The organism is Vibrio metoecus, from assembly GCF_009665255.1.
Lineage (GTDB): Bacteria > Pseudomonadota > Gammaproteobacteria > Enterobacterales > Vibrionaceae > Vibrio > Vibrio metoecus_B.
Genome location: NZ_CP035687.1, coordinates 574,012 through 598,511 on the forward strand (window position 1 = coordinate 574,012; position 24,500 = coordinate 598,511).

At 45.2% G+C, this 24,500-nt stretch carries 19 protein-coding genes and 1 pseudogene; 10 read left to right on the forward strand and 10 right to left on the reverse strand.

Annotated features, from left to right (window positions below; genetic code table 11):
- Positions 1 to 36: 36 nt before the first annotated feature.
- Genes EPB59_RS16065 through EPB59_RS16075 form a run of 3 tightly spaced genes read right to left on the reverse strand, consistent with a single transcriptional unit; the run spans position 37 to position 2,281 of the window.
- Positions 37 to 438 carry a hypothetical protein gene (locus tag EPB59_RS16065; RefSeq protein ID WP_055029330.1) on the reverse strand — a complete coding sequence of 134 codons (402 nt, stop codon included), beginning with the start codon at positions 436 to 438 and terminating at the stop codon, positions 37 to 39.
- Between the two features lie 10 nt (positions 439 to 448).
- Entirely contained in the window at positions 449 to 922 is a 474-nt protein-coding gene (locus EPB59_RS16070; RefSeq protein ID WP_154173814.1) for a methylated-DNA--[protein]-cysteine S-methyltransferase, read from the reverse strand.
- The gene (locus EPB59_RS16075; protein WP_154173816.1) at positions 923 to 2,281 is read right to left on the reverse strand and encodes a DNA-3-methyladenine glycosylase 2 family protein; all 1,359 of its coding nucleotides are present in this window, start codon (positions 2,279 to 2,281) and stop codon (positions 923 to 925) included.
- A gap of 269 nt (positions 2,282 to 2,550) precedes the next feature.
- On the opposite strand from EPB59_RS16075, the gene EPB59_RS16080 reads away from it, so the two are divergent.
- The gene (locus EPB59_RS16080; protein WP_055027912.1) at positions 2,551 to 2,988 is read left to right on the forward strand and encodes a DoxX family protein; all 438 of its coding nucleotides are present in this window, start codon (positions 2,551 to 2,553) and stop codon (positions 2,986 to 2,988) included.
- Positions 2,989 to 3,081: 93 nt separating this feature from the next.
- Here EPB59_RS16080 and EPB59_RS16085 read toward each other — a convergent pair whose 3' ends face one another.
- A complete protein-coding gene (locus tag EPB59_RS16085; protein ID WP_055050149.1) occupies positions 3,082 to 3,960 on the reverse strand; it encodes a LysR family transcriptional regulator in 879 nt (292 codons plus the stop codon).
- Positions 3,961 to 4,110: 150 nt separating this feature from the next.
- On the opposite strand from EPB59_RS16085, the gene EPB59_RS16090 reads away from it, so the two are divergent.
- Both EPB59_RS16090 and EPB59_RS16095 read left to right on the forward strand, forming a co-directional pair.
- Positions 4,111 to 4,470 carry a DUF413 domain-containing protein gene (locus tag EPB59_RS16090; protein ID WP_055050150.1) on the forward strand — a complete coding sequence of 120 codons (360 nt, stop codon included), beginning with the start codon at positions 4,111 to 4,113 and terminating at the stop codon, positions 4,468 to 4,470.
- A gap of 82 nt (positions 4,471 to 4,552) precedes the next feature.
- Positions 4,553 to 6,544, forward strand: coding sequence for a flavohemoglobin expression-modulating QEGLA motif protein (locus tag EPB59_RS16095; RefSeq protein ID WP_154173818.1), 1,992 nt, complete (start codon positions 4,553 to 4,555; stop codon positions 6,542 to 6,544).
- Between the two features lie 126 nt (positions 6,545 to 6,670).
- Here EPB59_RS16095 and EPB59_RS16100 read toward each other — a convergent pair whose 3' ends face one another.
- On the reverse strand, positions 6,671 to 6,922 hold the full coding sequence (locus EPB59_RS16100) for a DUF3081 domain-containing protein (protein ID WP_055050152.1): 252 nt from the start codon (positions 6,920 to 6,922) through the stop codon (positions 6,671 to 6,673).
- Between the two features lie 365 nt (positions 6,923 to 7,287).
- On the opposite strand from EPB59_RS16100, the gene nagB reads away from it, so the two are divergent.
- Positions 7,288 to 8,088, forward strand: coding sequence for a glucosamine-6-phosphate deaminase (gene nagB / locus EPB59_RS16105; protein ID WP_055050153.1), 801 nt, complete (start codon positions 7,288 to 7,290; stop codon positions 8,086 to 8,088).
- Positions 8,089 to 8,172: 84 nt separating this feature from the next.
- Here nagB and EPB59_RS16110 read toward each other — a convergent pair whose 3' ends face one another.
- Together EPB59_RS16110 and EPB59_RS16115 are read right to left on the reverse strand one after the other, a co-directional pair.
- Positions 8,173 to 9,321 (reverse strand): tetratricopeptide repeat protein, encoded by a 1,149-nt coding sequence (locus EPB59_RS16110; protein WP_154173820.1) that lies wholly within the window; start codon positions 9,319 to 9,321, stop codon positions 8,173 to 8,175.
- Between the two features lie 176 nt (positions 9,322 to 9,497).
- Positions 9,498 to 10,424, reverse strand: a complete 927-nt coding sequence (locus EPB59_RS16115; RefSeq protein ID WP_154173822.1) for a LysR family transcriptional regulator — start codon at positions 10,422 to 10,424, stop codon at positions 9,498 to 9,500.
- Positions 10,425 to 10,743: 319 nt separating this feature from the next.
- Between EPB59_RS16115 and EPB59_RS16120 the strand changes: the two are divergent.
- The 3 genes and pseudogenes from EPB59_RS16120 to EPB59_RS16130 all read left to right on the forward strand — a co-directional run bounded on the left by EPB59_RS16120 (position 10,744) and on the right by EPB59_RS16130 (position 16,668).
- Positions 10,744 to 12,380: pseudogene (locus tag EPB59_RS16120) on the forward strand (alpha,alpha-phosphotrehalase).
- A 54-nt stretch (positions 12,381 to 12,434) separates the two neighbouring features.
- Positions 12,435 to 14,213 carry an alpha-amylase family protein gene (locus tag EPB59_RS16125; RefSeq protein WP_154173824.1) on the forward strand — a complete coding sequence of 593 codons (1,779 nt, stop codon included), beginning with the start codon at positions 12,435 to 12,437 and terminating at the stop codon, positions 14,211 to 14,213.
- Between the two features lie 136 nt (positions 14,214 to 14,349).
- A complete protein-coding gene (locus EPB59_RS16130) occupies positions 14,350 to 16,668 on the forward strand; it encodes an amylo-alpha-1,6-glucosidase (RefSeq protein ID WP_241666234.1) in 2,319 nt (772 codons plus the stop codon).
- Positions 16,669 to 16,883: 215 nt separating this feature from the next.
- Here the strand turns inward: EPB59_RS16130 and EPB59_RS16135 are convergent, their stop codons facing one another.
- The 3 genes from EPB59_RS16135 to EPB59_RS16145 all read right to left on the reverse strand — a co-directional run bounded on the left by EPB59_RS16135 (position 16,884) and on the right by EPB59_RS16145 (position 19,996).
- A complete protein-coding gene (locus EPB59_RS16135; protein WP_154173828.1) occupies positions 16,884 to 17,720 on the reverse strand; it encodes an alpha/beta hydrolase in 837 nt (278 codons plus the stop codon).
- An 81-nt stretch (positions 17,721 to 17,801) separates the two neighbouring features.
- A complete protein-coding gene (locus tag EPB59_RS16140; RefSeq protein WP_154173830.1) occupies positions 17,802 to 18,647 on the reverse strand; it encodes a MalM family protein in 846 nt (281 codons plus the stop codon).
- Positions 18,648 to 18,709: 62 nt separating this feature from the next.
- Positions 18,710 to 19,996, reverse strand: coding sequence for a carbohydrate porin (locus EPB59_RS16145; RefSeq protein ID WP_055044726.1), 1,287 nt, complete (start codon positions 19,994 to 19,996; stop codon positions 18,710 to 18,712).
- A 430-nt stretch (positions 19,997 to 20,426) separates the two neighbouring features.
- Here EPB59_RS16145 and glgX point away from each other — a divergent pair, with 430 nt between their 5' ends.
- From glgX to EPB59_RS16160, 3 genes are all read left to right on the forward strand, one after another.
- Complete coding sequence (gene glgX / locus EPB59_RS16150; protein WP_154173832.1) at positions 20,427 to 22,397, forward strand: glycogen debranching protein GlgX; 1,971 nt, start codon at positions 20,427 to 20,429, stop codon at positions 22,395 to 22,397.
- 358 nt (positions 22,398 to 22,755) lie between these two features.
- On the forward strand, positions 22,756 to 23,970 hold the full coding sequence (locus EPB59_RS16155) for an NRAMP family divalent metal transporter (RefSeq protein WP_154173834.1): 1,215 nt from the start codon (positions 22,756 to 22,758) through the stop codon (positions 23,968 to 23,970).
- Positions 23,971 to 24,049: 79 nt separating this feature from the next.
- Positions 24,050 to 24,301 (forward strand): DUF2999 family protein, encoded by a 252-nt coding sequence (locus tag EPB59_RS16160; protein ID WP_154173836.1) that lies wholly within the window; start codon positions 24,050 to 24,052, stop codon positions 24,299 to 24,301.
- Positions 24,302 to 24,500 lie beyond the last annotated feature (199 nt).

Below are 24,500 nucleotides of genomic sequence, written 5' to 3' on the forward strand. Positions count from 1 at the left end.
ATTTATCTATCATGCCTAAGCCCGCGTTGAGCGGGCTTATTTTGTCTCAGACGATTGAGTGCTTTGGGGTTCTGCGTTAACTTTGACCCAATTATTGCTGAGATGAACCATGGCGCAAGCATTACACGTCAGCACTTCACCACCACCATGTATCGTCATTAACAAGTCGTCTCGTTTTTCTTTAGAATTATTTCGTATTTGGATACGTAATGTATTCCCTTCCACGGAAAAAGGACGCTCCCATTTTTGCTGGGCAGAATGGATATACACCACCCCTTGGCGAAACTCCAATATGTCTTGATTGTGTGGATTATCGAATAAGCCATTGAAAGCTAATGTCTCTCGATTAACAAAGTTTTCCAATTTTTCTTGGAAACACCCTCCAAGTAGCACCACGCTCACCATGAGGAAGACTCGTTGTAATTTCACCCAGTTCATAAAGTTATCCTTACTTTCGCTGCTCCAATTCCAGCAGAAAGGCTTTACGCTCTAAACCGCCAGCATAGCCGATCAGTTTGCCACTTTTGCCAACGACTCGATGACAAGGAACAATGATCGAAATTGGGTTTTTACCATTCGCAAGCCCAACCGCTCTCACCGCCTTAGGATTACCGATCGCTTCTGCTAACTGCTGATAACTCCAGCTTTCTCCATAAGGAATCTTGCATAGTGCGTGCCAAACCGATTGCTGAAACGCCGTACCATTGGCAGCAAGGGGCAACTCAAATTGAGTACGCTGACCTGAAAAATACTCATCCAATTGTTGTATCGCGTTGTTAAGTATAGGACATTCTTCCGTATAGGTGCCTAAATGCTCAGGTTGAGTGGTTTGGGTGGTAAACCATACTCCAAGCAATCCCTGTTGATTGGCTTGTAGTGTTACGCGTCCAAGGACAGATTCATAGTAAGTAAAGTGGGTCATTTAATGGCTCCAACAATGGAAAGTGGCATAGCTCCCCCAAGGGGCAACAGATTCAGGCGTTAACTGCGGAAATGGTACCCGTGCTTTTTTGACCACCAAGTCCCCCATTAAAAAACGGTCACTCTGCGATTCACCACGCAACAAAGCGTAATCGACGGTCCATGGTCCAATTCCACTAAGTGATAACCAGTGCGATGGAGAGTCGAGAGGGTGTTGAACAACATACTCCGCCAAACGTTTTAGCGTCTGTTTGCGGCGTTCTGGCATTCGTAAAAAGCTTAAATCATGTGCTTGAACTTGGTGAGGAGTCGGGAAATAGCGAGCAGTTCCTTCCCCGCCGGTCAGTTGAGACACCAATAAGTTGAGTTGCCCAATCGCCGCTTTCACCGAAACCTGCTGCCCAAGTACCGCACGAACGCCCGCCTCCCACGCATTCCAAACACCGGGAATGCGGATCCCTGAACGCAGCACTAACCCGGGTGCAACCTGCTCAAGTTGCGATTCTATCGTAATCAGATCGGCATCCAGATCAAACATTCGCCGCAACCGCGCAACCAAATGGCGCAAATCACTCAAATGCTCCATTTCGAACTCAATCTGTAAGTGGGATTCTTCTCGGCTTGCTTTAAACCAGCCTTTACCTTCACCCAATACAAAATGACGTTGGTAACTTTGTTCATCAACACGCTCTATACCGTCAATCGCCCGCAGGCGATAAAAATCCAACATATGCATCCAGTCAAAGGGACCACGAAACCCTAAGGTGAGTTGGTTACGTGACGGTAAGTTGGCCCGTTCACGCCGAACTTGCGTTGGCGTTAAACGGAACAGCTTTTGAAAGGCATCATTAAAACGTCGAGTGCTTTGAAACCCACTGGCATAAGCCACTTCGGTCACGGACATTCGGCTCGAATGCAGCAGCTGCTTGGCAAACATCAATTGTTGGATCTGGGCGTATTGTTTAGGTGGCATCCCTAAATGGCGCTGAAATAACTGCCGTAAATAGCGATCACTGATCCCTAATCGAGAAGCTAACGCATCCAAATTTCCCTGTAACTCCCCTTGCTCAATCAGCTTCAAAGCCCGTAAAAACGTGGTTTCTGCCCCCTTCCAAGCCCACGAATGCGGCGCACTTTCCGGACGGCAACGCAAGCAAGGTCGGTACCCTGCCGAAACCGCCTGAGCTTGGGTGGTGAAATACTCCACATTCTCTTCTTTCGGCAGATTGGCGGGGCATATCGGGCGACAAAAAATACCCGTGGTTTTCACTGCGACAAAAAAATGCCCATCAAAACGTGGATCACGACTCATCCTAGCTCTTTGATATTCTTCGGTATTAAACGAATTTGACAATGCCATGGTGCGCTCTCCCTGTGCTTTCTTATTCAAAGTCTACGGGCTTTTGCTGACTACGCTAGCCATTTTCGGAACTCAATGCCGAGATCTTACCCAAAAGTTCCTTCAATAATTTTGAACAAGAACATCAGCCTCCCCTGATTATATTGCCAATCATCATCCAATAAACTTCATTCCATCAACCATACAGACCATTTTGGTCATTCAAAAATTTCAACCCAATTGCTCGTTAGCGACTTTCAGCAGAATGGGCAACACTATAGGATTTAATCATGCGTACTGTATTGAAAACCGTTTTAACTTCACCAAGTTCTTGGGCTCCACTCGCGTTGCGTCTTCCTTTAGCCATCATTTTTATGGCGCACGGTGCACAGAAATTGTTTGGTTGGTTCGGTGGTTACGGCTTAGAAGGCACTGGTCAATGGATGGCATCGATTGGTTTAGAACCTGGCGTTGCGATGGCTTTCTTAGCGGGTAGTGGCGAGTTCTTCGGTGGTTTGGCGATTTTGCTAGGCCTACTGACTCGACCAGCCGCTCTAGTACTGTCAGTGACTATGTTAGTCGCCATCTTCAGTGTGCATTTCAGTAGTGGCTTGTTCTTAGCTAATGGCGGTTACGAATTTGGCTTGGCGCTTCTCGCTGGCTCAGTTTCTCTACTTATCTCAGGTGCAGGCCGTTTAAGCGTGGATAACTGGTTAGCACAACGTTAATCGCCTCTTCCTGAGCATGAAAAAGAGGGAATCGTTTCTATCGATTCTCTCTTTTTCTTTCAAACCGCACCTCGATGATGAAAAACATCGGTTCTAGATAGACTTATCCAGCGTTCGTACCGTTAACAGCGGGTCGAGCGTCTTCATTAGCTTCTCAACTTGAACAATCGCTTCTATTGATGAGCTATTTTTGCGATAGCTCAGGTACAAAGGACGTTGCCACTCATTGACCTCAGACACTTGATACAACAGCCCAGATTCAAGCATAGGTTGCACCATGGTTTGCGGTAAGTAGGCACTTCCTCCTTTCTCAAGAATGAAATCGAGCGCAATTCTCGCGGTCGAAGTTCTCAAAAATGGCGCAGGCGCTTTAGGGTGGCGATCCGTATGTTCTGAGGCAAAGCGTGCGCCCCAATCAACATAAACATAGCGATTTTCAAATACACTATCGGCATCGTCAGGACGAGTGGAAACCAGAACCAGAACCAAATCGGCCACTTTTTTGCACTGCAGTTCTTCTGCCTTAATCGGATCCAGTGCAAAGGCCATATCTAAGGTTCGCTCAAGCAAGCCGCGATTCAGTTGCTCTCGCCCCATCACTTCCGCCAAAAAACCGTAACCTTCAAACGTGTCGGTGATCCGGCTTAAACAATGCTGTAAATACGCATCCCAAATGTTTGGCGTACCGCCCAACGTGAGCTGCAACGCTTTACCGCTTTCAAGCGATAATTCAAATTTCGCCTGTTGTAGCGTCGCCACCATGACTTCGGCATACCCCACCAAACGCTCGCCCGCAGAGGTTAATTTGATGTTGTTTCGATCACGGGTAAACAGCTGAGCATCGAAGTGGTTTTCAAGCTGTTTAATGCGTGCGCTCACCGCCGCCTGAGTTAAATACAGATTTTCAGCAGCACGACCAAAGTGGCGTACTTTGGCCAGTTCAAGAAAGGTGCGAAAGACTTTTACGTCCATATAGTTTCCTCTGATGTTACCCGTGAAGATTAACAAGTAAGAAGTATTATGACGATAAAAAATTTTTGTTTTTCTTTTCCGAAGATTACGCCTAACTTTCGCCGTAACCCACGGTTACACGGTGGTTGAACATATTCACACGAGGTTGACATGTCTGAGACAGCATTTCGTCAAGGAAAAAAACGTTTTTTCGATACTAAGAAGTTCCCAAGAGGCTTTGCTAAGTCTGGAGATTTTACTCTGGCAGAAGAGAATATCCTAACTCAGTACGGCGACACTATGCTCAGTTTGGAAAGTGGTGAGTTACAGCCCGAAAATGCGGAAGAAGCGCATTTTTTAAAAGCGCTGGAAAACCCAGAATTGGCAGAGAGCAAGTTAGAAAAAGCTTGGTTGAAATACACCCGTTTGGCACGTGGTCGCAAGCGTTTCCATACGCTGAATGGCCGCAACAAGCCAGATGGTGTTGAAGATTACACCGATGATGAGCCAAGCTTGACTGAGGAAGATTAATCCCTCCTGCGGGCTACATGACTCATTTGTAGCCCATCTGGCATGGATGGACGTGATTTTTTACGTCCCTTTTTGGGGAAAGATGCCCAACCCAGTTTCTACTCTTTATTCTCTTGAAGAGATGTTATCGCTCATCCAGCGAGAGCAGCCTTTTGCGGGAGAACTCGAATCCGCTGGCTGTTTCATCAAGATAGAAAATTATCTTCCTGTGGTGTGTACCGCCATCCATGCAGGAAGCCGTTTGCGTGATGACCTGCTCAAGCAGTGTCAGCTCAGTAAAACTGAACGCAATCTTGAAGAAGCGCCATACACTGATCAATTTATCGCCTCTCAACCCATCACCTTATGTGGTCTTGACTCTCGCTTCGAATACGATTTAAACCGCGCGAAAACCCTCAGTACCCGCTATAAATCGGCGTGGAATCGTCCGTTGAGTGATAAACAGCGTACCGAAAGCCATCGTAAGCACAGTGAGTTTTACCAACTCTATGAAGCCCTGATCCGCAAACTTGAAGCGATGCATGGCATGGTGATTGTGTTTGATATGTACGCTTACAACTATAAACAGCTGGGTGATAAACCCACTCCAGTGTTTAACGTAGGTACGGCACAAATTGATATGCAACGTTGGGGATCAGTGGTCAAGCGTTTCTGTGCTGAATTGAGCAAAATACAGCTGCCCCATATCGAAAATAAAACCGAGATCAACGCAGTATTTGAAGGCCGTGGCTATCTGATCGCTCATACTAACGCCCATTTTGACCGCACTTTGGTATTACCGACCGAAGTGAAAAAAGTCTTTATGGAAGAAGATACCGGCACAGTTTATCCCTTAGTATTGAATGCGCTATGCAGTGGCCTCAAAGGTGCACTCAGTCAAACCAGCGCGTATTTTCAGCGCCGACATAATCGCCGCCGGATCAGCAAAGCCAAAATGCTTGGCTCATCCATCGAGCCCGCGATTTTGAGTATTGATGATGCGCTATCCAAACTGACTCGCAAAGTTGAAACGCTCAAGTACGTCAACCCAACCAATATCAATATTGAGCAGAAGCGTTTTGAAGCGGCACCTAGCCGCTACAAACCCGAGTTTCGCTACAAACAGCTGCCGATCAACGCCAATGAATTTAAACAGCAACTGTATCAACTGCCGATAGAGACTATTTCCGATCCTGACTTAAAGCAGCTATACAGCTCCATGGTGGATAAGCTGAGCGAAAAGATCGACCTACTGACTAGCATCGGTCAAGAGTCTTTCTTGTACAACTCGCTGCGCTTTTATGGTCGACCGAATCGAACAGCAATAGAAAATGCCAAATTTCTGCTGTATGCCAAAACACTCCCCGAAGATAAAGGTCAACTGTATAACGCAGACCAAGCCGCAGAGATCATGCTAAAAAAAGCGCAGGAATGGGGCATGCACTGCCATATCACCCCAACGGCCTCTCTAGCCGCACGCGCGATGGTGAGCGGCAAGAAGCCACCAACCTTGTATCTCAACAGCAAAGTGATGTATTCACATGCCGAAATACAACGCCTTATTCAGCATGAAATTGGAGTGCACTTGGCTACCACGTTCAATGGTCGGATGCAGCCTCTACGAGTATTTTCCATTGGCCTACCAGGGGCAACGGAATCACAAGAAGGCTTGGCCATTTTAGCGGAGTACAAAGCCGGTTATATGTCGCATGAGCGACTGAAAACCTTAGCTACGCGAGTATTAGCGGTGGATTCGATGCTCAAAGAGCACAACTTCTACCAAACCTTTAGTCATCTTACTGAAGACTATGGTGTGGATCGCGATACCGCGTTTGTGACGACGACACGAGTCTACCGTGGTGGGGGTTTTACTAAAGACCACCTCTATCTAGAGGGGTTCATCAACACCTTGCAGCAAGCACAAAAACGCAGCCTAGATAATCTACTGGTTGGCAAATGCAGCTATCAATATCTCGATTTGATTGATGAATTGGTAGAACGTGGGTGGTTAATCAAACCACAATTTCGATTTGATGATTTAGGCAGTGAGCCAGAGCCAACCCTCAAATACTTGATTGAGTCTCTGCGCCACTAACTCACTCGATACAACAGTATCTTTCTCCAAAGCCCTGAAGCAGAACACTGCTCAGGGCTTTTTTAAGAAGACTAATCAGCACATATCCAAGTGACTTAAAACGTCAGGTAAGAAAGGTATCCTGCTTTATTTCGCCAACATGCTCAGCTTTTTCAGGAAACTGTCACGTAAGTGCTCCTGCTCATAGGCCAAATGGTAGGTATTGTGGAAGCCAATTTTTAGCTCAACACCATTACCGCGCATGAAAATGTTATAGCCATCGTAATCTGCGTACGCTTCAATCCCCTCATAAATTTTGCCAAATTCTGTGGGAGAGCCATTTTCCATAACCATCTCATACGCTGACAACACTTTGCTCGGTTCTAGTTCATTTTTCATGATCTCGTTCCTCGACATTTACCCTTATTCAGTATTGATAGTGAAACGCTCGCTTGCCAGTTTGTTGTCTGCGTTAGCTCAAATTTCCACTTAATTTTGTCCATAAATTTTTTGTCGCTTTGCTTTATTTTCACAGACAGAATAAGGTATTTAACTGTACAGGTTGCTGAATATACCCTCAGCCTAGGTCTACAGCCTGCTCGTTTTTAGCAACACTATAATTTTTTGACCTAAAACAATAGCAGTCTTGAACCACTTATTTTATAATGCAAATTAACATATACCCATACTACTTGTTTATAGCTAAGTAGCTTCAGGTAGGAAGGGGATAACAGACATCATAAATATACATCTAGGGGCAATACATGAGACTTATCCCACTGAAAGCCGCAGCACAAGTTGGTAAATGGGCAGCAGCACACATTGTTAAGCGTATCAACGAGTTTCAACCAACCGCTGAGCGTCCTTTTGTTTTGGGTCTGCCAACGGGTGGCACCCCACTTGCCACTTACAAAGCTCTGATTGAACTGCACAAAGCGGGCGAAGTAAGCTTCAAACACGTTGTAACCTTCAACATGGATGAGTATGTGGGCCTAGCGGCAGACCACCCAGAATCTTACCGTTCATTCATGTACAACAACTTCTTCAATCACATTGATATTCAAGAAGAGAACATCAATCTATTGAACGGTAATACCGAAGACCACGAAGCGGAGTGCCAACGTTACGAAGACAAAATCAAGTCTTACGGCAAAATCAACCTGTTCATGGGTGGCGTTGGTAACGATGGTCATATCGCATTCAACGAACCTGCATCATCTCTTTCTTCACGTACTCGTATCAAAACGCTGACCGAAGATACTCGTATCGCTAACTCACGTTTCTTCGATGGCGATATCAACCAAGTTCCTAAGTATGCTCTGACTATCGGTGTAGGCACTCTACTGGATGCTAAAGAAATCATGATCCTTGTCACTGGCCATAACAAAGCGTTAGCACTGCAAGCCGCAGTTGAAGGTAGCGTAAACCACCTGTGGACAGTTTCAGCACTGCAACTGCATCCTAAGGCCGTGATCGTGTGTGATGAACCATCAACTCAAGAGCTGAAAGTGAAAACCGTTAAATACTTCACTGAACTTGAAGCGAAAAACATTGTAGGTTTCTAAGTGTTACGTCATTTTTAGCCTACAAAAACGCCCCGAAGATCGGGGCGTTTTTTATTGGTGTTCATCAGTTCAAACAGCTCTTAACTATCTTTTATCGATTGTGTTTTGAGAAAAATCTAACCGTTCACTCTGTACGTCTTGCGAAAAATCGCTCAATGATGACGTTTCCTCAAACTCGATGAGTGAATCCGCGTCTTGCTCCGCCGAAGCATCAACTGAATCTCCCTTCGTTGGAATTGGAATTTCCCGTTTATATAATTTATTCAGCGCTCGGATCATTGAATGCTTAGTGACAGTCGCTGCCGCCAGTTTACGTTGCAACGGTTTCGCCAATGCTTGCAAGCCGACGATCGATTCAACACCAATCTTTCCGCCAACCCAATCTCGCAAGTTTTTAGCGGGTTCATAACCCATTGAAGCAGAAAGAAACAACCAAATATAAGCAATCGCATTACCATGTGCACCACGATCAATCCATGCTTCTCCAGCATGGAACATCGCTTCGGCATGACCTTTTTCAGAAGAGCGTTCAAGCCAGTAGCACGCCATTGGAAAGTCGCTCGCCCCACCCACACCATGCAATAAGTTCAGCCCAAGCCGCATCATACCTTCAGGGCTTCCCATATGGGCAGCTTTGCTATACCAGAACGTTGAATCAGCAGGCGTCGGCGCGATGTTATCTTTCGACACACACCATCCACCCATAAATAAAATCGCATCCACAAAATTCGCTTCTGCGGCTTCTTGGATAAGACCAATCCCCTTCGAAACGTTCACTTCAATGCCTCGCCCATACAGCCAAGCCAGGCCCGTTTCAAATTTGGCGGCTAAATCTCCTTCCATTCCACGTACACAAGCTTGCCAAAACTTGGCTTTCTCCTTGGCAATCACGTCTTCCCGAATTCGCTGACAAACACGCACAATGCCATACATGGCTGGAATATTGTCAAGATGCGCGGCTTTCTCATACCAAAACAAGGCTTCTTTTAAGCTATTACGTTCCGCCTCTTTGGCTAAAAACAAAATCGTCGGGATATGCCCTGATTCAGCCTTAAACAAACGTTCTTTACGCTCTTGCTCTCGGTTACGCTCCAAGGCTTTACGATACGCCTCTTCTCTCGCTCTGCGTTCTGCTTCTAGTCGCTTACGTCGTACAGATAACACGATCATCCAGACAAAAATCAGGATCAGTGTTAATCCGGTAGCGCCAATCGCAATTCCGATAATATTCATAGTTTCTCTAACTGAGTGCTCGCATTTACCACTACTAATAAATAGTGGACAAAACTAAAAGATGAGTTGAATTGTACTGTACATCCAACGTAGAAACTATGTGCGATAAAAAATGGGTGGAGATCCGCCACCCATTTTTGCTTCTTAAAATCACGGTTCGATTTAGATTCATAGAGTTAAGTCGACTCACTTAACTCACACGATTTCTTCAGAAAATCAATCATGCGCGATACTTTGTCATTATCGCCAAGCAGTGAAGTGTAATAAATGCCTACATTACCGACTTGCTTGGCGTTAATAACAAGCGCCTTCGCATCATGCGCTTCCATCCACTGGTACATCTTACTACTGTACGGCATGACCGCATCCGTACAACGGAGGATATCTAAACTCGCTGCTAATGAATCGACATGATAAATCTGTCGCCCCACATCTTGTGCAAAGACGGTATCCATTTTTGAAATTTGCTGTTCTGCAAGGACCGAACGATGACGTGGATGATCAGGGGTGACTCGTATGACTGGATAAGCCGCTTGTGCGACGTCAAGCTCGGTTTGAGTCTTCCCAGAGAGTAATGGATGTCCAGAACGGACATAAATGGCCTCTTTATCTTGCAATAATGGGATAAATTTCACCTTACATCGCTCACTCAACCCGTACACTTCATGCCCAATAAATAAATCAATTTCACTTTGTACTAAATGGTGCATGAGCGCTAAATTATTCCCAAACTCTAAGTGAATTGAGCTTGCTTCCACATCTTGTAGATAATGGTTCAAAGCATCACGCACAAACAGTTCCCACCAAGCATCTCCCGTACCCAGCTTCAACTTTCCTTTTTCCCTTTGCTGCATATCCTGCAAACGATGCAATAAATGATTATGTTGTTCTTGCTGCTCTTGGACATGTTCTTTGAGTAGTTGACCGTACTCAGTTAACTCAACACCTTTAGAACGGCGATGAAATAGAGTAAAACCAATATCACTTTCTAACTTTTTAATCGCAGCCGTCAAAGAAGGTTGGGTAATATGTAGCCTTTCTGCAGCTTGTTTTATGTTTCCTAGATGAGCAACCATCAGAAAATACCGGTAGTGCTTGTGCATGAATCAGTCACCTTGTTTTGCTTCAGTTCACATTTCCCTATCCAAAGCTCACTAGCATTAAGCGACGCTTTAAGTCTACTCGTGTTATGGGCATGACAAACAATGCATTTAGGCAAACACGCATAGCCAACGACACTGTAGCCCTCAGTAGGAAAGAGAGAATCCATTCTTTCTACGTAAGATAATCATACTCAACACAGAGGGAGCCTTACAAACGGATGATATAGCCATTTTCTATATCATTCAGAGAAATATCAATTTTTTACTTTCTCTTACTCTCGCTATAGTTCAGGCATTCACTTCGTAACGGAGAAAAGACATGCATAAACAATGGTGGCATGATGCCGTTGTATACCAAATTTACCCACGTAGCTTTTGCGATTCTAATCATGATGGTATCGGTGACCTACCTGGCATTATTAGTAAGCTGGATTACCTATCGACTCTTGGTGTCAACGTTCTGTGGTTATCACCTGTTTATCGTTCACCGATGGACGATAACGGCTATGATATTTCTGACTATCAAGCGATTGCTGAAGAATTTGGCGATATGCACGATATGGAGCGTTTACTCACCGAAGCTCGCGCACGAAATATCAAGGTCGTGATGGATTTGGTTGTCAATCATACGTCTGATGAACACCCTTGGTTTCAGGCTGCCCGTACCAGCAAAGACAGCCCTTTCAGAGATTTTTATATTTGGCGTGATGCGCAACCAGACGGTAGCCCACCGAATGATATGCAATCCATCTTTGGGGCAGTGCTTGGCAGTGGGATCCGCAAACCCAACAATACTACTTCCATCTTTTCTCTGCGCGCCAACCAGATCTGAACTGGGAAAATCCCCGTGTACAACAGGAAGTACACCAGATGATGAACTGGTGGATAGATAAAGGTATTGGTGGATTCAGACTGGATGTGATTGATTTAATTGGTAAGGAAATTGATCGTGGCATTACGGGTAATGGGCCTCGCTTACACACTCTATTACAAGAGATGAACCACGCGACTTTCGGAAATAAAAACCTACTGACGGTCGGAGAGACTTGGGGAGCCACACCAGAAATCGCGAAATTATACAGCGATCCCGCACGTCATGAACTTTCTATGGTCTTCCAATTTGAACATATTACTTTGACATGGGAGGACGGGGAAAAATGGCGTCCAATTCCTCTCGATCTACGCCAATTCAAGCAAGTGCTCACTAAATGGCAGATCGAACTTGCCGACCAAGGATGGAATTCTCTGTTTTGGAATAACCATGACTTACCTCGTGCAGTTTCTAAATACGGAGATACAGGGCAATATCGAGTCGAATCCGCGAAGATGCTTGCTACTACGCTCCATTTTCTTAAAGGTACCCCTTACATTTATCAAGGAGAAGAAATTGGCATGACCAATGTCGCCTTTGATAGTTTGGATCAGTACCGCGATATCGAGACGTTGAACTTTTATAAAGTGAAAACGCAATCTGGAATATCACATGACGCGATGATGGCTGCGATTCACGAAAATAGTCGTGATAATGCGCGAACGCCAATGCAGTGGAATAACAGTGAAAATGCAGGATTCACTTCAGCTCGTCCTTGGATTGATGTGAATCCCAACTACATGCAAATTAATGTGGAGCAAGCGTTAGCCGATCAAAACTCTATTTTCTATCATTACCAACACCTGATCGCCTTACGTAAAAAGCTCCCTGTGATCGTGTATGGTACTTTCACCCCCGTCGCCGCGGAACATGAATCTATCTTTGCTTATTGGCGTGAATATCAGGGAGAACGCATTCTGGTCGTCAGTAATTTCAGTCATGCTGAACAAACAATCTCTCAGTTGCCAATCGCAGGCGATGCTCACCACGAGGTGTTGATCTCAAACTACGAGTTTCAGCAATCTTGGTCTGATACGTTAACGTTAAGACCTTATGAATCCTTTGCTATTCGTTTCACCCACTAATCTCATTCGCCCGGCACTTGTCGGGTGATATGTTTTGCAGGCATGAGTCAAACCATGAAACAAAAAAAAGCGATTTATCAGGTATTCACTCGACTTTTCGGGAATAAAAAGCAGAATTTCGTCCGCTGGGGCACACTCGAAGAAAATGGTGTGGGAAAATTCAGCGATTTTACCGATACCGCTCTAGCCGAAATTCGCAATCTAGGAATTACCCATATTTGGTATACCGGCGTTCTTCACCATGCTCTCGTCAGAGATTACTCGGCCTACGGTATCCATCATGACCACCCAGCCGTTGTGAAAGGACGAGCCGGTTCACCTTACGCAATCAAAGATTATTATTCAGTCAATCCAGATTTAGCCGACGATCCAGCTCATCGTCTGGATGAGTTCATTTCATTAATTAACCGTACTCACCAACATGGTATGAAAGTTATTATCGATATCGTTCCTAACCATGTTGCCCGTAACTACCGGAGCCAAAATAACCCATTGGGTACCTGTGATTTCGGCGCTAACGATAACTCAGATGTTGAATACCACCGAGATAACAATTTTTATTACCTTCCTAACCAGCCTTTTGAACTTCCTGATTACCCAAACGATTATCAACCACTAGGTGAAAATGCCTTAATGGGCTGGCCGTCATATCAAGAAAATCCAGCAAAATGGACGGGGAATGGGGCACGTAAAGCCAAGCCTGCTTTCGATGACTGGTATGAAACCGTAAAAATTAATTATGGTGTACGCCCAGATGGCACAAAGGACTTTCCTTCTCTCCCCGCAGGTTACGAACGATTGACTTACCGCGAGCATCATGCATTCTGGCAAAACCAAGAGCTCCCCGACTCTTGGCATAAATTTCGTGATATTGCGCTCTTTTGGCTTTCTCTCGGAGTGGACGGGTTTCGCTACGATATGGCAGAAATGGTTCCCATCGAGTTTTGGAGTTACCTAAATTCCACCATCAAAATACACAACCCAGAAGCCATTTTGGTTGCAGAAGTGTACCAACCTGAACGTTACCGAGATTATCTACATTTAGGGAAAATGGATTATCTGTACGACAAAGTAGATCTATACGATAGCTTAAAAGGCATTATTCAAGGTAAAGAATCCACTCAAGAAATTAGTCGTATCCAACAAGAAATGAGTGATATTGAGCACCATATGCTGCATTTCGTTGAAAACCATGACGAACAGCGCTTAGCCGCACCTGAATTTGCTGGCAATCCCGAATGGGGAAAACCTGCCATGTTAGTCAGCGTTTTGATTAGTAGTGCACCGAGTATGGTGTATTTCGGTCAAGAGCTCGGTGAAGATGGTTCAGAAGATGCGGGCTTTGGCAGACCTTCCCGCACATCCATCTTCGATTATATTGGTGTCCCTGAACATCAAAAATGGATGAATAACGGACTCTTCGACGGTGAGCAACTGTCCGATAAGCAAAGAGATTTACGCGCATTTTACGCTCGCTTACTGAACTTTTCGCTGCAACATCCAGCCTTATGTGGACAATATTGGGATCTCTATTCTGCTAATGCGCATTCTTTAGGTAGCCAAGCTCATGCTTTTGCACGCAGCTGTGACTCTGAGCTGATTATTGCCCTTAGCCATTTTGAAGCCAATACCACTCGTGATCTTAATTTGACACTTCCGGCTGAATTGATCCGTTATTGTTCATTACCCGATGGCACTTACACCTTAGTGGATGAAATCGGTCTTGGAGAGCCTGTGCTTTTGAAAATTACTCAAGGTGTTGGGCAAATCTGCTGCACATTAAAACCCTTTGCAGCACATGCTTATTTACTTGAAAAAAAGCACGTCAACTGAACCTTTATAGACTGATTCTCTATACAGGGTGCCGTTTTCGGTACCCTTTTTAGGATAATGATTTATGAATACCCATCGAACCGAATCTCTAACTCATTCTCTCCAGACAAATATTGCTCAGCCTATGGAACAATCCATGACTTCATCTCCCTGTCTGGCACCCACTTTTGCTCTCTCTCAAGCCGAGCTTTTTGACTTTTTGGCGATTTCAAGCCAAGAGGCATTGGCTTACGTGATGACAGATAATATCGATGGATATTATGCAGGCTCCACCTATCAATCGAGTAGTACCAATAAGTACCACCATAAGAAAAATGGCTATCTTGGCGATTACTCTGCCACCATCGCAGAGCACCGTTGTGATAAATCACAAGCGCTTACCGCGCGTTTTCTACCTTATGGTGTTGAGCATCATTATGCTTTTGGCTCAGACTGTTTTTCTCTCATACAAGGCAAGCGGCTCGCCTGCATTACGCTTAACGCCAAACAACCTGCTTTGATGACTTTAAAACCCGAACTGAATCTTCCCCTCAATCAATGTATTGTCCATCTCAGTGACACCGCTTGGGTATATGACATTCCGGCGGCATATCGTACAGAAGGTGATCCTTGTTATTTAGCGATTAGCTCCAGCCAAAGTGTGACATTATGTGAAAACCACTCTCCGGCTAAACTGACCATCACAACCAACGCAAAAACAACCACGTTACACATTTACTTCTCATTCACCCACACACTGGAAGATGCCGTTGAACAGGCAGCCACAGCGGTTCAGCAACAGGCGTTTGAGCAAAATAAAAGGACTATTTATCAATTTCTGACTCAAAACATGCTGTGGTGTAACCACCACGAATACAACAAAGCTTTGATGTGGGCCAGATTCTCGGGCCATTCGATGATTAATCAGGAATTCGGTTACTCCGGCATTTGGGCTGGCCTCCCTTGGTTTAAAGATGGCTGGGGAAGAGATACTTTTATTGCTCTACCGGGAATCTGTTTGGTGAACGGCGACTTCGCTACCGCTAAATCGATTATTGAGGACTTTGCTCGTCTTCAGGAAACTCGCCCAGATTCGGTACATTATGGACGAATCCCAAATCGAGTCAGCAGTGACTCGCAGATCATTTACAACACGACTGATGGCACTCCTTGGATGATTCGCGAGCTCCTAGAATATCTCAACTACAGTGGTGATACGGCTTTTGCCTCCAAACTGTATCGCGTCTTAAAACACTTCATCTCCGGTGTAGAACGTCACTATTTAGCCGATGATGGATGCATGTTACATCGAGACCCAGATACCTGGATGGATGCAAAAATAGAAGGCCAGATCCCTTGGTCTCCACGAGGGCCAAAAGCCAACGACATACAAGCTCTTTGGTATGAAAGTCTCCAAGTAGGAGTCACACTTGCCCAACTATTAGGGGATGCGACCTCCGCCGACCATTGGCAATGTATGGCTCAAAAGGTTAAACAGAGTTTTACAGAGAAGTTTTGGGACAGTTCGAAACTACGCCTAGCCGATCGTTTAGATCACACCGATCATCCGGATTGGACTATCCGCCCGAATCAATTAATGACGATCACTATTCCACAACAACAACCGCTATTCACAGAAGAATACGCAGCAGCCATACTCACCCAAGCGACGGAAAATCTACTTTTCCCATGGGGGATTTGCTCTTTAAATCAGCATCATCCTGAGTTTCATCCTTACCATGACAACCGAAGCGAATACCATAAAGATGCCGCTTATCATAATGGGACAATCTGGGGGTGGAATGCAGGTTTTACGATCTCGGCTTTGACACGTTTCAACCAAACCGAATTGGCGTATCAGTTAACAAAGCAATTAACCCATCAGGTGTTGCATCAAGGGCATCGTGGCACGATGAGTGAAAACCTTGATGCTTATCAGATATCTGCAGAAAAACTCGTAGAATCGGGAACCTATTCTCAGGCTTGGTCTGTTTCGGAATTCGCCCGTAACGCTCAGCAAGACTATTTGGGCTATCGGCCACAAATGCTCCAGCAAACTCTAACCTTGGCTCCTCGATTTCCTAATGAATGGAACGAGCTATCTGCGCGAGTTCCGTTCGGAAGCGGTCACCACTTGGATATCATTTGGCATCGTCAGGGAATCGATCAACATATCGAGATCATACCAAGCCAATCTTTTCCCGAACTAAAACTGCATCTCAATCTCTTGGTTACAGACAATCAGCATTGGCATATTGAGACAAATTTAGGTGGGAAAATGTCCATTAGTTACTCTAAGCAGCAATACGACAGCCATCCAAAGATGCAAGCGGCACTTGTCACCATGCCAAGTTGGATTTCATACCCACTGACGTTTTGTCAGCCAGACTGGACTCTTACCCACTCGGCCCTACAAGAACAGAACTTCTTGTTAAACAAACGGCGGAGAGAGAATCTCTCAACCGCCCACGATTAACTCGCTCGGCACTCACGTTTGTATAACCCAAGGATTTGGAGTTGCAGATAGATGGTAAGTGAGTGATCGATTTTTATGCTACCAATTAGCATAGTCGTAGGCTGGTTTTTCAAGAGAGCCAAGGATGGCTCTCACCATACTTATTAACATATCGGCAAAGCGATGATCGGGTGAACGGACGTAACCAAGGCTGTTACGGTTTCAAGTAAAAGAGATCACCTATTCTTCATTACCCAACGTATAAAGCTAGGAAAACGTCGCGCCCACGCGAGTTCATTATGCGTGTCATGAGGGAACTCCTCATACCGTAAATCAATCTCTTTTTTCTGACGCAAAGCATCTGCAATTTCACGACTCCCCTTTAAATAAATCTCAGGAAAATCACTACGCTCAGGATCACTGGTTTCATTCCCCCCCATATCCATATAAATCTTAAGTGGCGACGAAAGAGCAAGACTTTCTGCCATCTCCATACAGGCTTTTTGGTTAAACCAAAATGCTGGAGAGAAAACACCAACCGTAGAAAAAATATCGGGGCGACGTAATCCTGCATAAAGACTAAATAGTCCCCCCATCGAACTTCCGGCCATCATACAATGTTGCCGTTCGGGGCGTGTCCGATAGTGCTCATCGATATAAGGCTTCAACGTATCAATAATGAAGCTCAGATATAACGCCCCCTCTCCCCCCATATGTTGTAAGTCTTTCCAGCGGCTAGGAAGGAAAAACTCTTCATCCATTTTCCAAGGCGAGTATTCGTTAAAGCGACATCGTCCCGCAAACTCTTGCCCACAATCTATAGCGACCAAAATAATACCGGATATCACGCCCTCTCTTTGCAAAAGGCTTAATGCTTCTCCTGCTCGCCAACTTTTACCGTATGTCGCGTGATGATCAAAAAAAACATTTTGTCCATCATGCATATACAACACAGGATAATTCTGATTACTGTCAAAATAGCCCGGGGGCAAAAAGAGCCTGATCTGCCGTTTTCGCTCTAACTGTGGCATAGGAAAATCCGTCAAAGTGACATAATGCTCCGTTTGATACATAGTAACTCATCCTTTTTGATGATAAAAAATGGAGCGTCAACGGCTCCATTTCTTCAAATATCAAACCTTTACAGGCTGATTTTATTTTCTCATGTTGACCGCTTTCACAAAAGCTTCCTGAGCTCCGTCAACACCTAATGCTTTCGCTTCATCTAAAAGACTCAGTGCTTTAGGAATGTCTCCAGCACTGACCGCTTTTTCAATCGCTGACAAATAAAAGGCTTGTGACTCTGGTTGAACATTCAATGGAGCGATCAATGCAGGAGCAGACTGAGGTTTTACTTTTTGCGGCTCAGCACGGAATGGTCGCCTCTTCTTGGTTTCAACACTCAACAATAACTCTCCGCCCAACTGTTTGATATAAGTTGGATCAGTGACCATCGGCATCGCTTCACCCATCTCTCTAGCTCGAACTTTGGCTGGGTGATCAATGGTTATACTTTTCCCTAATGTGTTTGCCGAGGTATAGATAACTAGGTATGGCGTTTTCTCAGTATCCACTTGGAAACGAGCGATATAACGTGTACGAGTAAAAGCATCAGAAGGGAGAATACTAAATCTATCGGCTGAATAATGTTCAGCGACTTGGAAGTCTTCCGTCAGTAGTAAAACTTCAGGAACAAAAACCGAGTCATTGATAAAGAAACTGGATAATGTCACCACGGCACTTTGTGAGCGCTCGCTAAAGCGGTATGCCGCAAAGTGGCTATTGCCATTCGGGAACGAGCCGATAGGAGAAGAAAGATCAATATCAAAACGAAACGCTTCATTTTCTTGCAGCTCTACATAAGGGTATTGAGAAGACGCATTGCAACACACCTGTGAATCAGCCGGAGGAGTCACGATCTCAGACTCCACTTTTTGTGCAGCACAGCCCGTCAGTAAGGAACCCAAGAAAAAGGCAAAGAAGGTATTTATTTTTGTCATTATCATCTCTCTGTTGTAGTGCAAAAAGGCAGCCACTTGGCTGCCTTTCGTATTTTAGACGCTTAGAACCAAATTTCAGTGTGAACACCGATCACGGTTTCGTCTTTGCTGTTGTTAATGCCAAGTTGTGATGCACTGGCTTTATCATCGGCAGAGATATAGCTTACATAAGGTTTAATTTGTGGACGACCAAAGTAATCAGCATTGACGGTAAATGCCGCAGCTAATTCTAGGTTGTAAACATCGCTCTCCACACTGTCACCTGTACGTCCCCAATATCCTTCAGCGCCTTCTTCATGCGCATAAGAACCGGTCATTTCAATACGTAGGTTGTCGTTCACTTTATAAGATGGACGAACTGCTACGATATAGCGTTTCAGATCTTTCGCGCCAAAGAGTTCATCCAGTGCGCCGAAATATGTGATTTCTGAACCCATTTGCCAGTTTTCGGAAATATTCAACACACCATAGGAGGTTAAAAACAGTGATTCTTGTTGATCATTACCACCAGACCAACCACCAAAGTTCACGCCGCGGTTTTGCGCAACGCCTTTGCCATAAGCAATCGCTGTTTGCGTCCAACCATCTAAACCATAGTAGCTAGAGTTCAGAGTCATTGCCGCACCGAAACCATCTTCAGAGCTGCTGTCTTGATTCGCTTGTTCCATATATTTGAAATCGAAGTCCAAGCTACCAAAACCTACATCAACACCGTAGTAATACAGATCGTATGACGTCAGTGTTTTACGCTCAGCGCCACGAGTCACCTCACCGGCATCAGGGTCGGCAACCACTACTGCAAAACCAGAAGTGTGACCTGCAAGTTTAGTTTGAATACCCGCACCAACACCGGAAGATTGCTTCCAAAACTCACCCGACAGCAGTCCAGCAGCACGATTGAGGAAGCGTTGACCACCCCAAATAGAAGTATCTTCACCTAAATAAGATAAACCGCCAATTTCAACAAAGGTTTCTTTTATTTCAAACTGCGCTTCATCATTTTTCTTTTGGCTACCTGAAGAAGAGTAAGCGTAAGAGTTCCCGTTACCATACTCAGAACGCACATTAAAGTTAGACCAAACACCATTTTGATGTTCAGTATGTTTCTTCAACACAAATTCAACTTGGTTGGTACTTTTGCCATGCGTTCCTGCCGTTTTGTAATCTGGCTTGCCAAATTCTGTATCTACGGTTTCACCGTCAACAGTACGGAAATTCATCGATGCATAGCCGTGTACTTCCCAGCCATCTTTAATAACATCGGTAGCATTTTTAGCATCTTCAGCGAAAGCAGAACCAGCTGCGAGCGTTGCAGCCACTGCGGCAGCAATTACACTTACTTTTTTCATCGTTAACTCCATTTAGGGTTTTTATTTTGGATTCTTCTCCCTCTTTTTTGTCGAGCCCCCAAAGGCAGAAAGTTGGCAGCATAAAAGAGAGGTAAGATGGGAACGAGTCCCCAGTTGTTTCAACTGTGGTGAGATTACGTGAGGTGGAAAAAAGCGACTTCCTCCACCCCATTTTTATTTGGGGGGGAGGAGAAAGGATGAGAAAAATTACAGTATGCTGTTTTTAAAACTCAGATCACGTTATTTGGGGGGAGTAGGTTAGCCACTTTCTAAATAAACCAATACAAAGTGTCTAAACGATCACTATTCAGCCCAATTTCTACGTTCAATATGAAAGAAAATTACAGATAAATATTTGTGACCGCGCGCTTGACCTGAGACAGCCAAAGCCTTTTACTTAATAACGTGGTGCGCTAAACAACGATTAAAAATGAAAATGAACCGATCAACGCCTTTCCCATTGGGAGCAACGCTCGATGACGAGGGTTGTAACTTCGCAATATATACTCCTGCCAATAAAGATATTTTATTGGCTCTTTTTCATGCTGATGGAAGTTATGAAACTCATCAGCTTGAGCAGGAATATGCAGGGATTAAATACACTTATATCCCTGGTGTTCACTCAGGACAAAAGTATGGGTATTTAATTCAACTTAATGATGAGTTGCATTATATTGCTGACCCTTACGCTCGTGCATTAGATAGTTCGCTGCACTACGTACCGCCCTTTGATAGCCATAAGAGCTTTGACCTGCCGAAATGTATCGTCACCAGTGTGCAATTTGATTGGCAAAGCGTGCCTAAACCGCGTATCGCCCGCGATGAAATGGTGCTATTTGAAACCCATGTTAAAGGTTTAACACGACTCAACCCAGAGGTTGAGCCCCCTCTGCGCGGCAAATATTTAGGTTTGGTCAGTCAGCCGATGCTGGATTTTTATCGCCAACAAAATATCAATACACTTCAACTACTGCCAATTGCCGCCTGCATGCATGAGCCTCATCTGCTGGAAAGTGACAAAGTCAATTACTGGGGGTACAACCCTTACCTATTTATGGCTCCCGACCCACGTTATGCCAACACAGATGCAGTACATGAGCTCAAAACGACGATTCGAGAGCTGCACCGCCATGGTATTCAAGTCATTCTGGATGTGGTTTACAACCATACGGCTGAAGGCGGTGCAAATGGGCCGGTATTTAACTTAAAAGCCCTCGACCCGAATTATTATTTGCACCACGGTGAGCACTACGCTAATTACACTGGATGCGGAAATACGGTGGATCTTTCCAACCAAGCAGCACTCAATTTAGTCATGGACACTCTGCGCTGTTGGGTAACGGAATATCAGATTGACGGTTTTCGTTTTGATTTAGCCGCCACCCTCGGCCGTCGTGGCGATGAGTTCAGCAAAGAAGCGGCGTTTTTCAAAGCGGTGGCACAAGATCCGGTACTGCGTGAGGTCAAACTGATCGCCGAACCTTGGGATATTGGTCCCAACGGTTATCAAGTGGGCAACTTTCCTTTTGGCTGGAATGAAACCAACGACAAACTGCGCGATATTACCCGCAGCTTCTGGCGTGGCGATCTTGGCTTTTTGAAAGAGTTTGCCACTCGCCTTATGGGATCACGTGATTTGTACAGCGCCGCCAACTGGCCATACAAACTGACCGTTAACTACATCACCTATCATGATGGGTTTACGCTGCAAGACTTAGTCTCCTACAAGCACAAGCACAACGAAGCAAACGGCGAACAAAATCGAGATGGTCATGGTGATAACCGCTCTGACAACTACGGTTTTGAAGGTGAAACCGACAGTATTGTGATCCGCGCGACTCGTGAACGCCAGAAACGCAACTTCATGGCAAGTTTACTGTTTGCATTTGGTATTCCACATATTCTCACTGCCGATGTGCTCTCCCATACTCAGAAAGGCAACAATAATGCCTACTGCCAAGATAACGATATCAGTTGGTTAAACTGGGACAATAACGAAACCAAACAAGATTTTCGTGAATGGTTAGCCGATATGGTAGCGGCTAGACAAACTTATATGGTGCCATTTATCCGAGCTTTCAGTGGCGAAAACCGTAACAACAACCGAATAGCTTGGCGTCGTGTTGATGGAAAAACCATGGATATGGATGATTGGAATCGTCTTTCTTCTGTTGCCTTGCATATCGGTATCGGCAGTGACGGCCCTGAGATGCTCTATTTGATTAACCAGACCAATGCGCCAGCACGCTTTATCTTACCGAAAGACCGGCAACAAGACTGGTATGTAATTTGTGACACCAACATGCGCCATGCACAACCAGGTCACGCAGAAGGTGAAATACTGCAACTCCCGGTTTCAATGTCGATTTTGTACTATCAACCGAAAAAGAAGGGCGGGTGAACACCGCATTAACACTCAAAAACTGAATTTCCTTGCTCGTAAAAGTGGCCGCATTCGCGTGCCACTTTCAGCGATACCCCTGCATCTGGAATATGCAAGCTCCATTCAAGAAGCACAAAACAACCCTATTCCACAGCGCCTATGGCTAACCAAACAAGTCTTTCGATAACAACCACACTGAGTTTATTGTTTTTAATGATTGACATCCCACCTCTTACTCTCTAATATCCGCGCCCAGCAAAAACGGAGCCGTAACGGCTCGAATTTTCAAGAGCTTAACCGCTCTTCACCAGCTGATCCCGGTCAGTTGTCTTTTCGTTTTTATAAAGAAAGAGACAACAAGAAATCGAGATTCGGCATGACCACCAAAGCACACACTCATCTCAAGACTGACTGGCAATCGAAAGCCATTTTAAGCGTCGCGTTCCTGATGGCGACCACTTCTGTCGGTCCAGGTTTTCTAACCCAAACAGCAGTATTTACCAACATCTACAAAGTTGACATGGCATTTCCGGTGTTTGCCTCCATGTTCATCACTTTTGGTATCGTGATGAATCTGTGGCGAATTGTGGGGGTCGCAGGCTTACGCATCCAAGATATCGCCAATAAAATTGCCCCAGGAGCCGGTTATTTTATCGGGATATTACTGGCGCTCGGCGCCGTTGCCTTTAACTTCGGCAATGTCAGCGGAGCTGCGCTAGGCATCAATGTGCTGACTGGCGTTGATACCACTTGGGGCGCCTTATTTACTGGTGTTGTTGGGTGTTTACTGTTTGTGGTTCATAACGCCTCAAAGCGCATGGATCAGATGGCGCGTTACTTAGGCCTATTCATGATTGTATTGATTGCCTACGTCGCCATGACTAGCCTGCCTCCGATGGGAGAAACACTGACAGCCGCTGTCATGCCGACCGATATGGGTAGCCTATTGCTTCCGACCCTAACTATTGTTGGAGGGGCAGTCGGTGGTTACTACACGGGTGCACAACGCTTGGTTGATGTGGGTCTACAAGGTCAGAACTCTGTTGAGCACATCAAGAAAGCCGCTTGGGCTGGCATTTCAATTGCTGTAGTGATCCGAATTCTGCTGTTCATGGCGATTTTCGGTGTCATTGCAACCGGCGCTTCACTCGATAACACTAATCCTGCTGCTGATGCCTTTCGTCAGGGCGCCGGAGAAATGGGCTATTTTATCTTTGGCCTAGTGCTGTTTGTTGCCTCTATCACTTCCGTCGTCGGCAATTCTTATATGGCGATTTCCCTCATCAAAACCTTGTTTCCTGTGGTTGCACGCAACGAAAAAGCATGGTGTGTTGGCTTCATCATTCTAACGAGTGTAGGGACAGTCATGATGAATATGCCCATTCTGCTGCTCATGTTGGCAGGACTGGTTAACAGTATTATTCTTCCTGTGGTGCTTGGTTTTGTGCTTGCGGCAACCCGTCGGAAAGAGATTGTTGGTGACTACAAGCACCCGATTTACCTGACCGCCATTGGCGCATTGATTGTGGTCGTGATGGCGGTATCTAGCTTCAGTAACATCCAGAACTTTATCGGAAAATTCATCGGTTAATGTTTCCGAAGCACGCTAATCAGCGAACGATATGGTATTTTGCTGAGCCGATAACTCAAAGACGAAGAGAGGAAAACTCATGAACCCGATTCTAGCCATGTTGAAAGAAAACAATATCAGCACTGAGCAGATCCATGCGCTGTTTCAAACCCTTACCCAAAACCCGTTGGCAGCAATGGTAACGTTGGCGCAACTGGGTTTACCACAAGAAAAACTGCAAATGTTACTCGCGCAAGTCATGCAGAACCCAGCTTTAATCAAGCAAGCCGTTGAAGAACTTGGGCTCGATTTTGCCCAAGTTGAAGCAGCTAAAGCTAAGCTGCAACAATAAGCGAACAACTTTCGTCATAGGGCTATGGATGCTATCAGGGCGTCCATAGCCTTTTTTCTTGGTCCCCATTTCGAGCCCATCGACTCGGTACCATCCCTCTCGCCATCAAAAGAGTTAATTCATGTTTACACTTTGGAGTCATAAAAAGTTGGCAGCCACGCGATAGAAAAGCGTAATAAGCAGCACATAATTTCATGTA

Coding starts and splice junctions, on each gene's coding strand:
- glgX (WP_154173832.1), top strand. CDS start 20,427: ATGAAAATGAACCGATCAACGCCTTTCCCATTGGGAGCAACGCTCGAT.
- EPB59_RS16125 (WP_154173824.1), top strand. CDS start 12,435: ATGAAACAAAAAAAAGCGATTTATCAGGTATTCACTCGACTTTTCGGG.
- EPB59_RS16135 (WP_154173828.1), bottom strand. CDS start 17,720: ATGTATCAAACGGAGCATTATGTCACTTTGACGGATTTTCCTATGCCA.
- EPB59_RS16115 (WP_154173822.1), bottom strand. CDS start 10,424: ATGCACAAGCACTACCGGTATTTTCTGATGGTTGCTCATCTAGGAAAC.
- EPB59_RS16095 (WP_154173818.1), top strand. CDS start 4,553: ATGCCCAACCCAGTTTCTACTCTTTATTCTCTTGAAGAGATGTTATCG.
- EPB59_RS16070 (WP_154173814.1), bottom strand. CDS start 922: ATGACCCACTTTACTTACTATGAATCTGTCCTTGGACGCGTAACACTA.
- EPB59_RS16160 (WP_154173836.1), top strand. CDS start 24,050: ATGAACCCGATTCTAGCCATGTTGAAAGAAAACAATATCAGCACTGAG.
- EPB59_RS16155 (WP_154173834.1), top strand. CDS start 22,756: ATGACCACCAAAGCACACACTCATCTCAAGACTGACTGGCAATCGAAA.
- nagB (WP_055050153.1), top strand. CDS start 7,288: ATGAGACTTATCCCACTGAAAGCCGCAGCACAAGTTGGTAAATGGGCA.
- EPB59_RS16140 (WP_154173830.1), bottom strand. CDS start 18,647: ATGACAAAAATAAATACCTTCTTTGCCTTTTTCTTGGGTTCCTTACTG.
- EPB59_RS16110 (WP_154173820.1), bottom strand. CDS start 9,321: ATGAATATTATCGGAATTGCGATTGGCGCTACCGGATTAACACTGATC.
- EPB59_RS16130 (WP_241666234.1), top strand. CDS start 14,350: ATGACTTCATCTCCCTGTCTGGCACCCACTTTTGCTCTCTCTCAAGCC.
- EPB59_RS16075 (WP_154173816.1), bottom strand. CDS start 2,281: ATGGCATTGTCAAATTCGTTTAATACCGAAGAATATCAAAGAGCTAGG.
- EPB59_RS16065 (WP_055029330.1), bottom strand. CDS start 438: ATGAACTGGGTGAAATTACAACGAGTCTTCCTCATGGTGAGCGTGGTG.
- EPB59_RS16080 (WP_055027912.1), top strand. CDS start 2,551: ATGCGTACTGTATTGAAAACCGTTTTAACTTCACCAAGTTCTTGGGCT.
- EPB59_RS16085 (WP_055050149.1), bottom strand. CDS start 3,960: ATGGACGTAAAAGTCTTTCGCACCTTTCTTGAACTGGCCAAAGTACGC.
- EPB59_RS16090 (WP_055050150.1), top strand. CDS start 4,111: ATGTCTGAGACAGCATTTCGTCAAGGAAAAAAACGTTTTTTCGATACT.
- EPB59_RS16100 (WP_055050152.1), bottom strand. CDS start 6,922: ATGAAAAATGAACTAGAACCGAGCAAAGTGTTGTCAGCGTATGAGATG.
- EPB59_RS16145 (WP_055044726.1), bottom strand. CDS start 19,996: ATGAAAAAAGTAAGTGTAATTGCTGCCGCAGTGGCTGCAACGCTCGCA.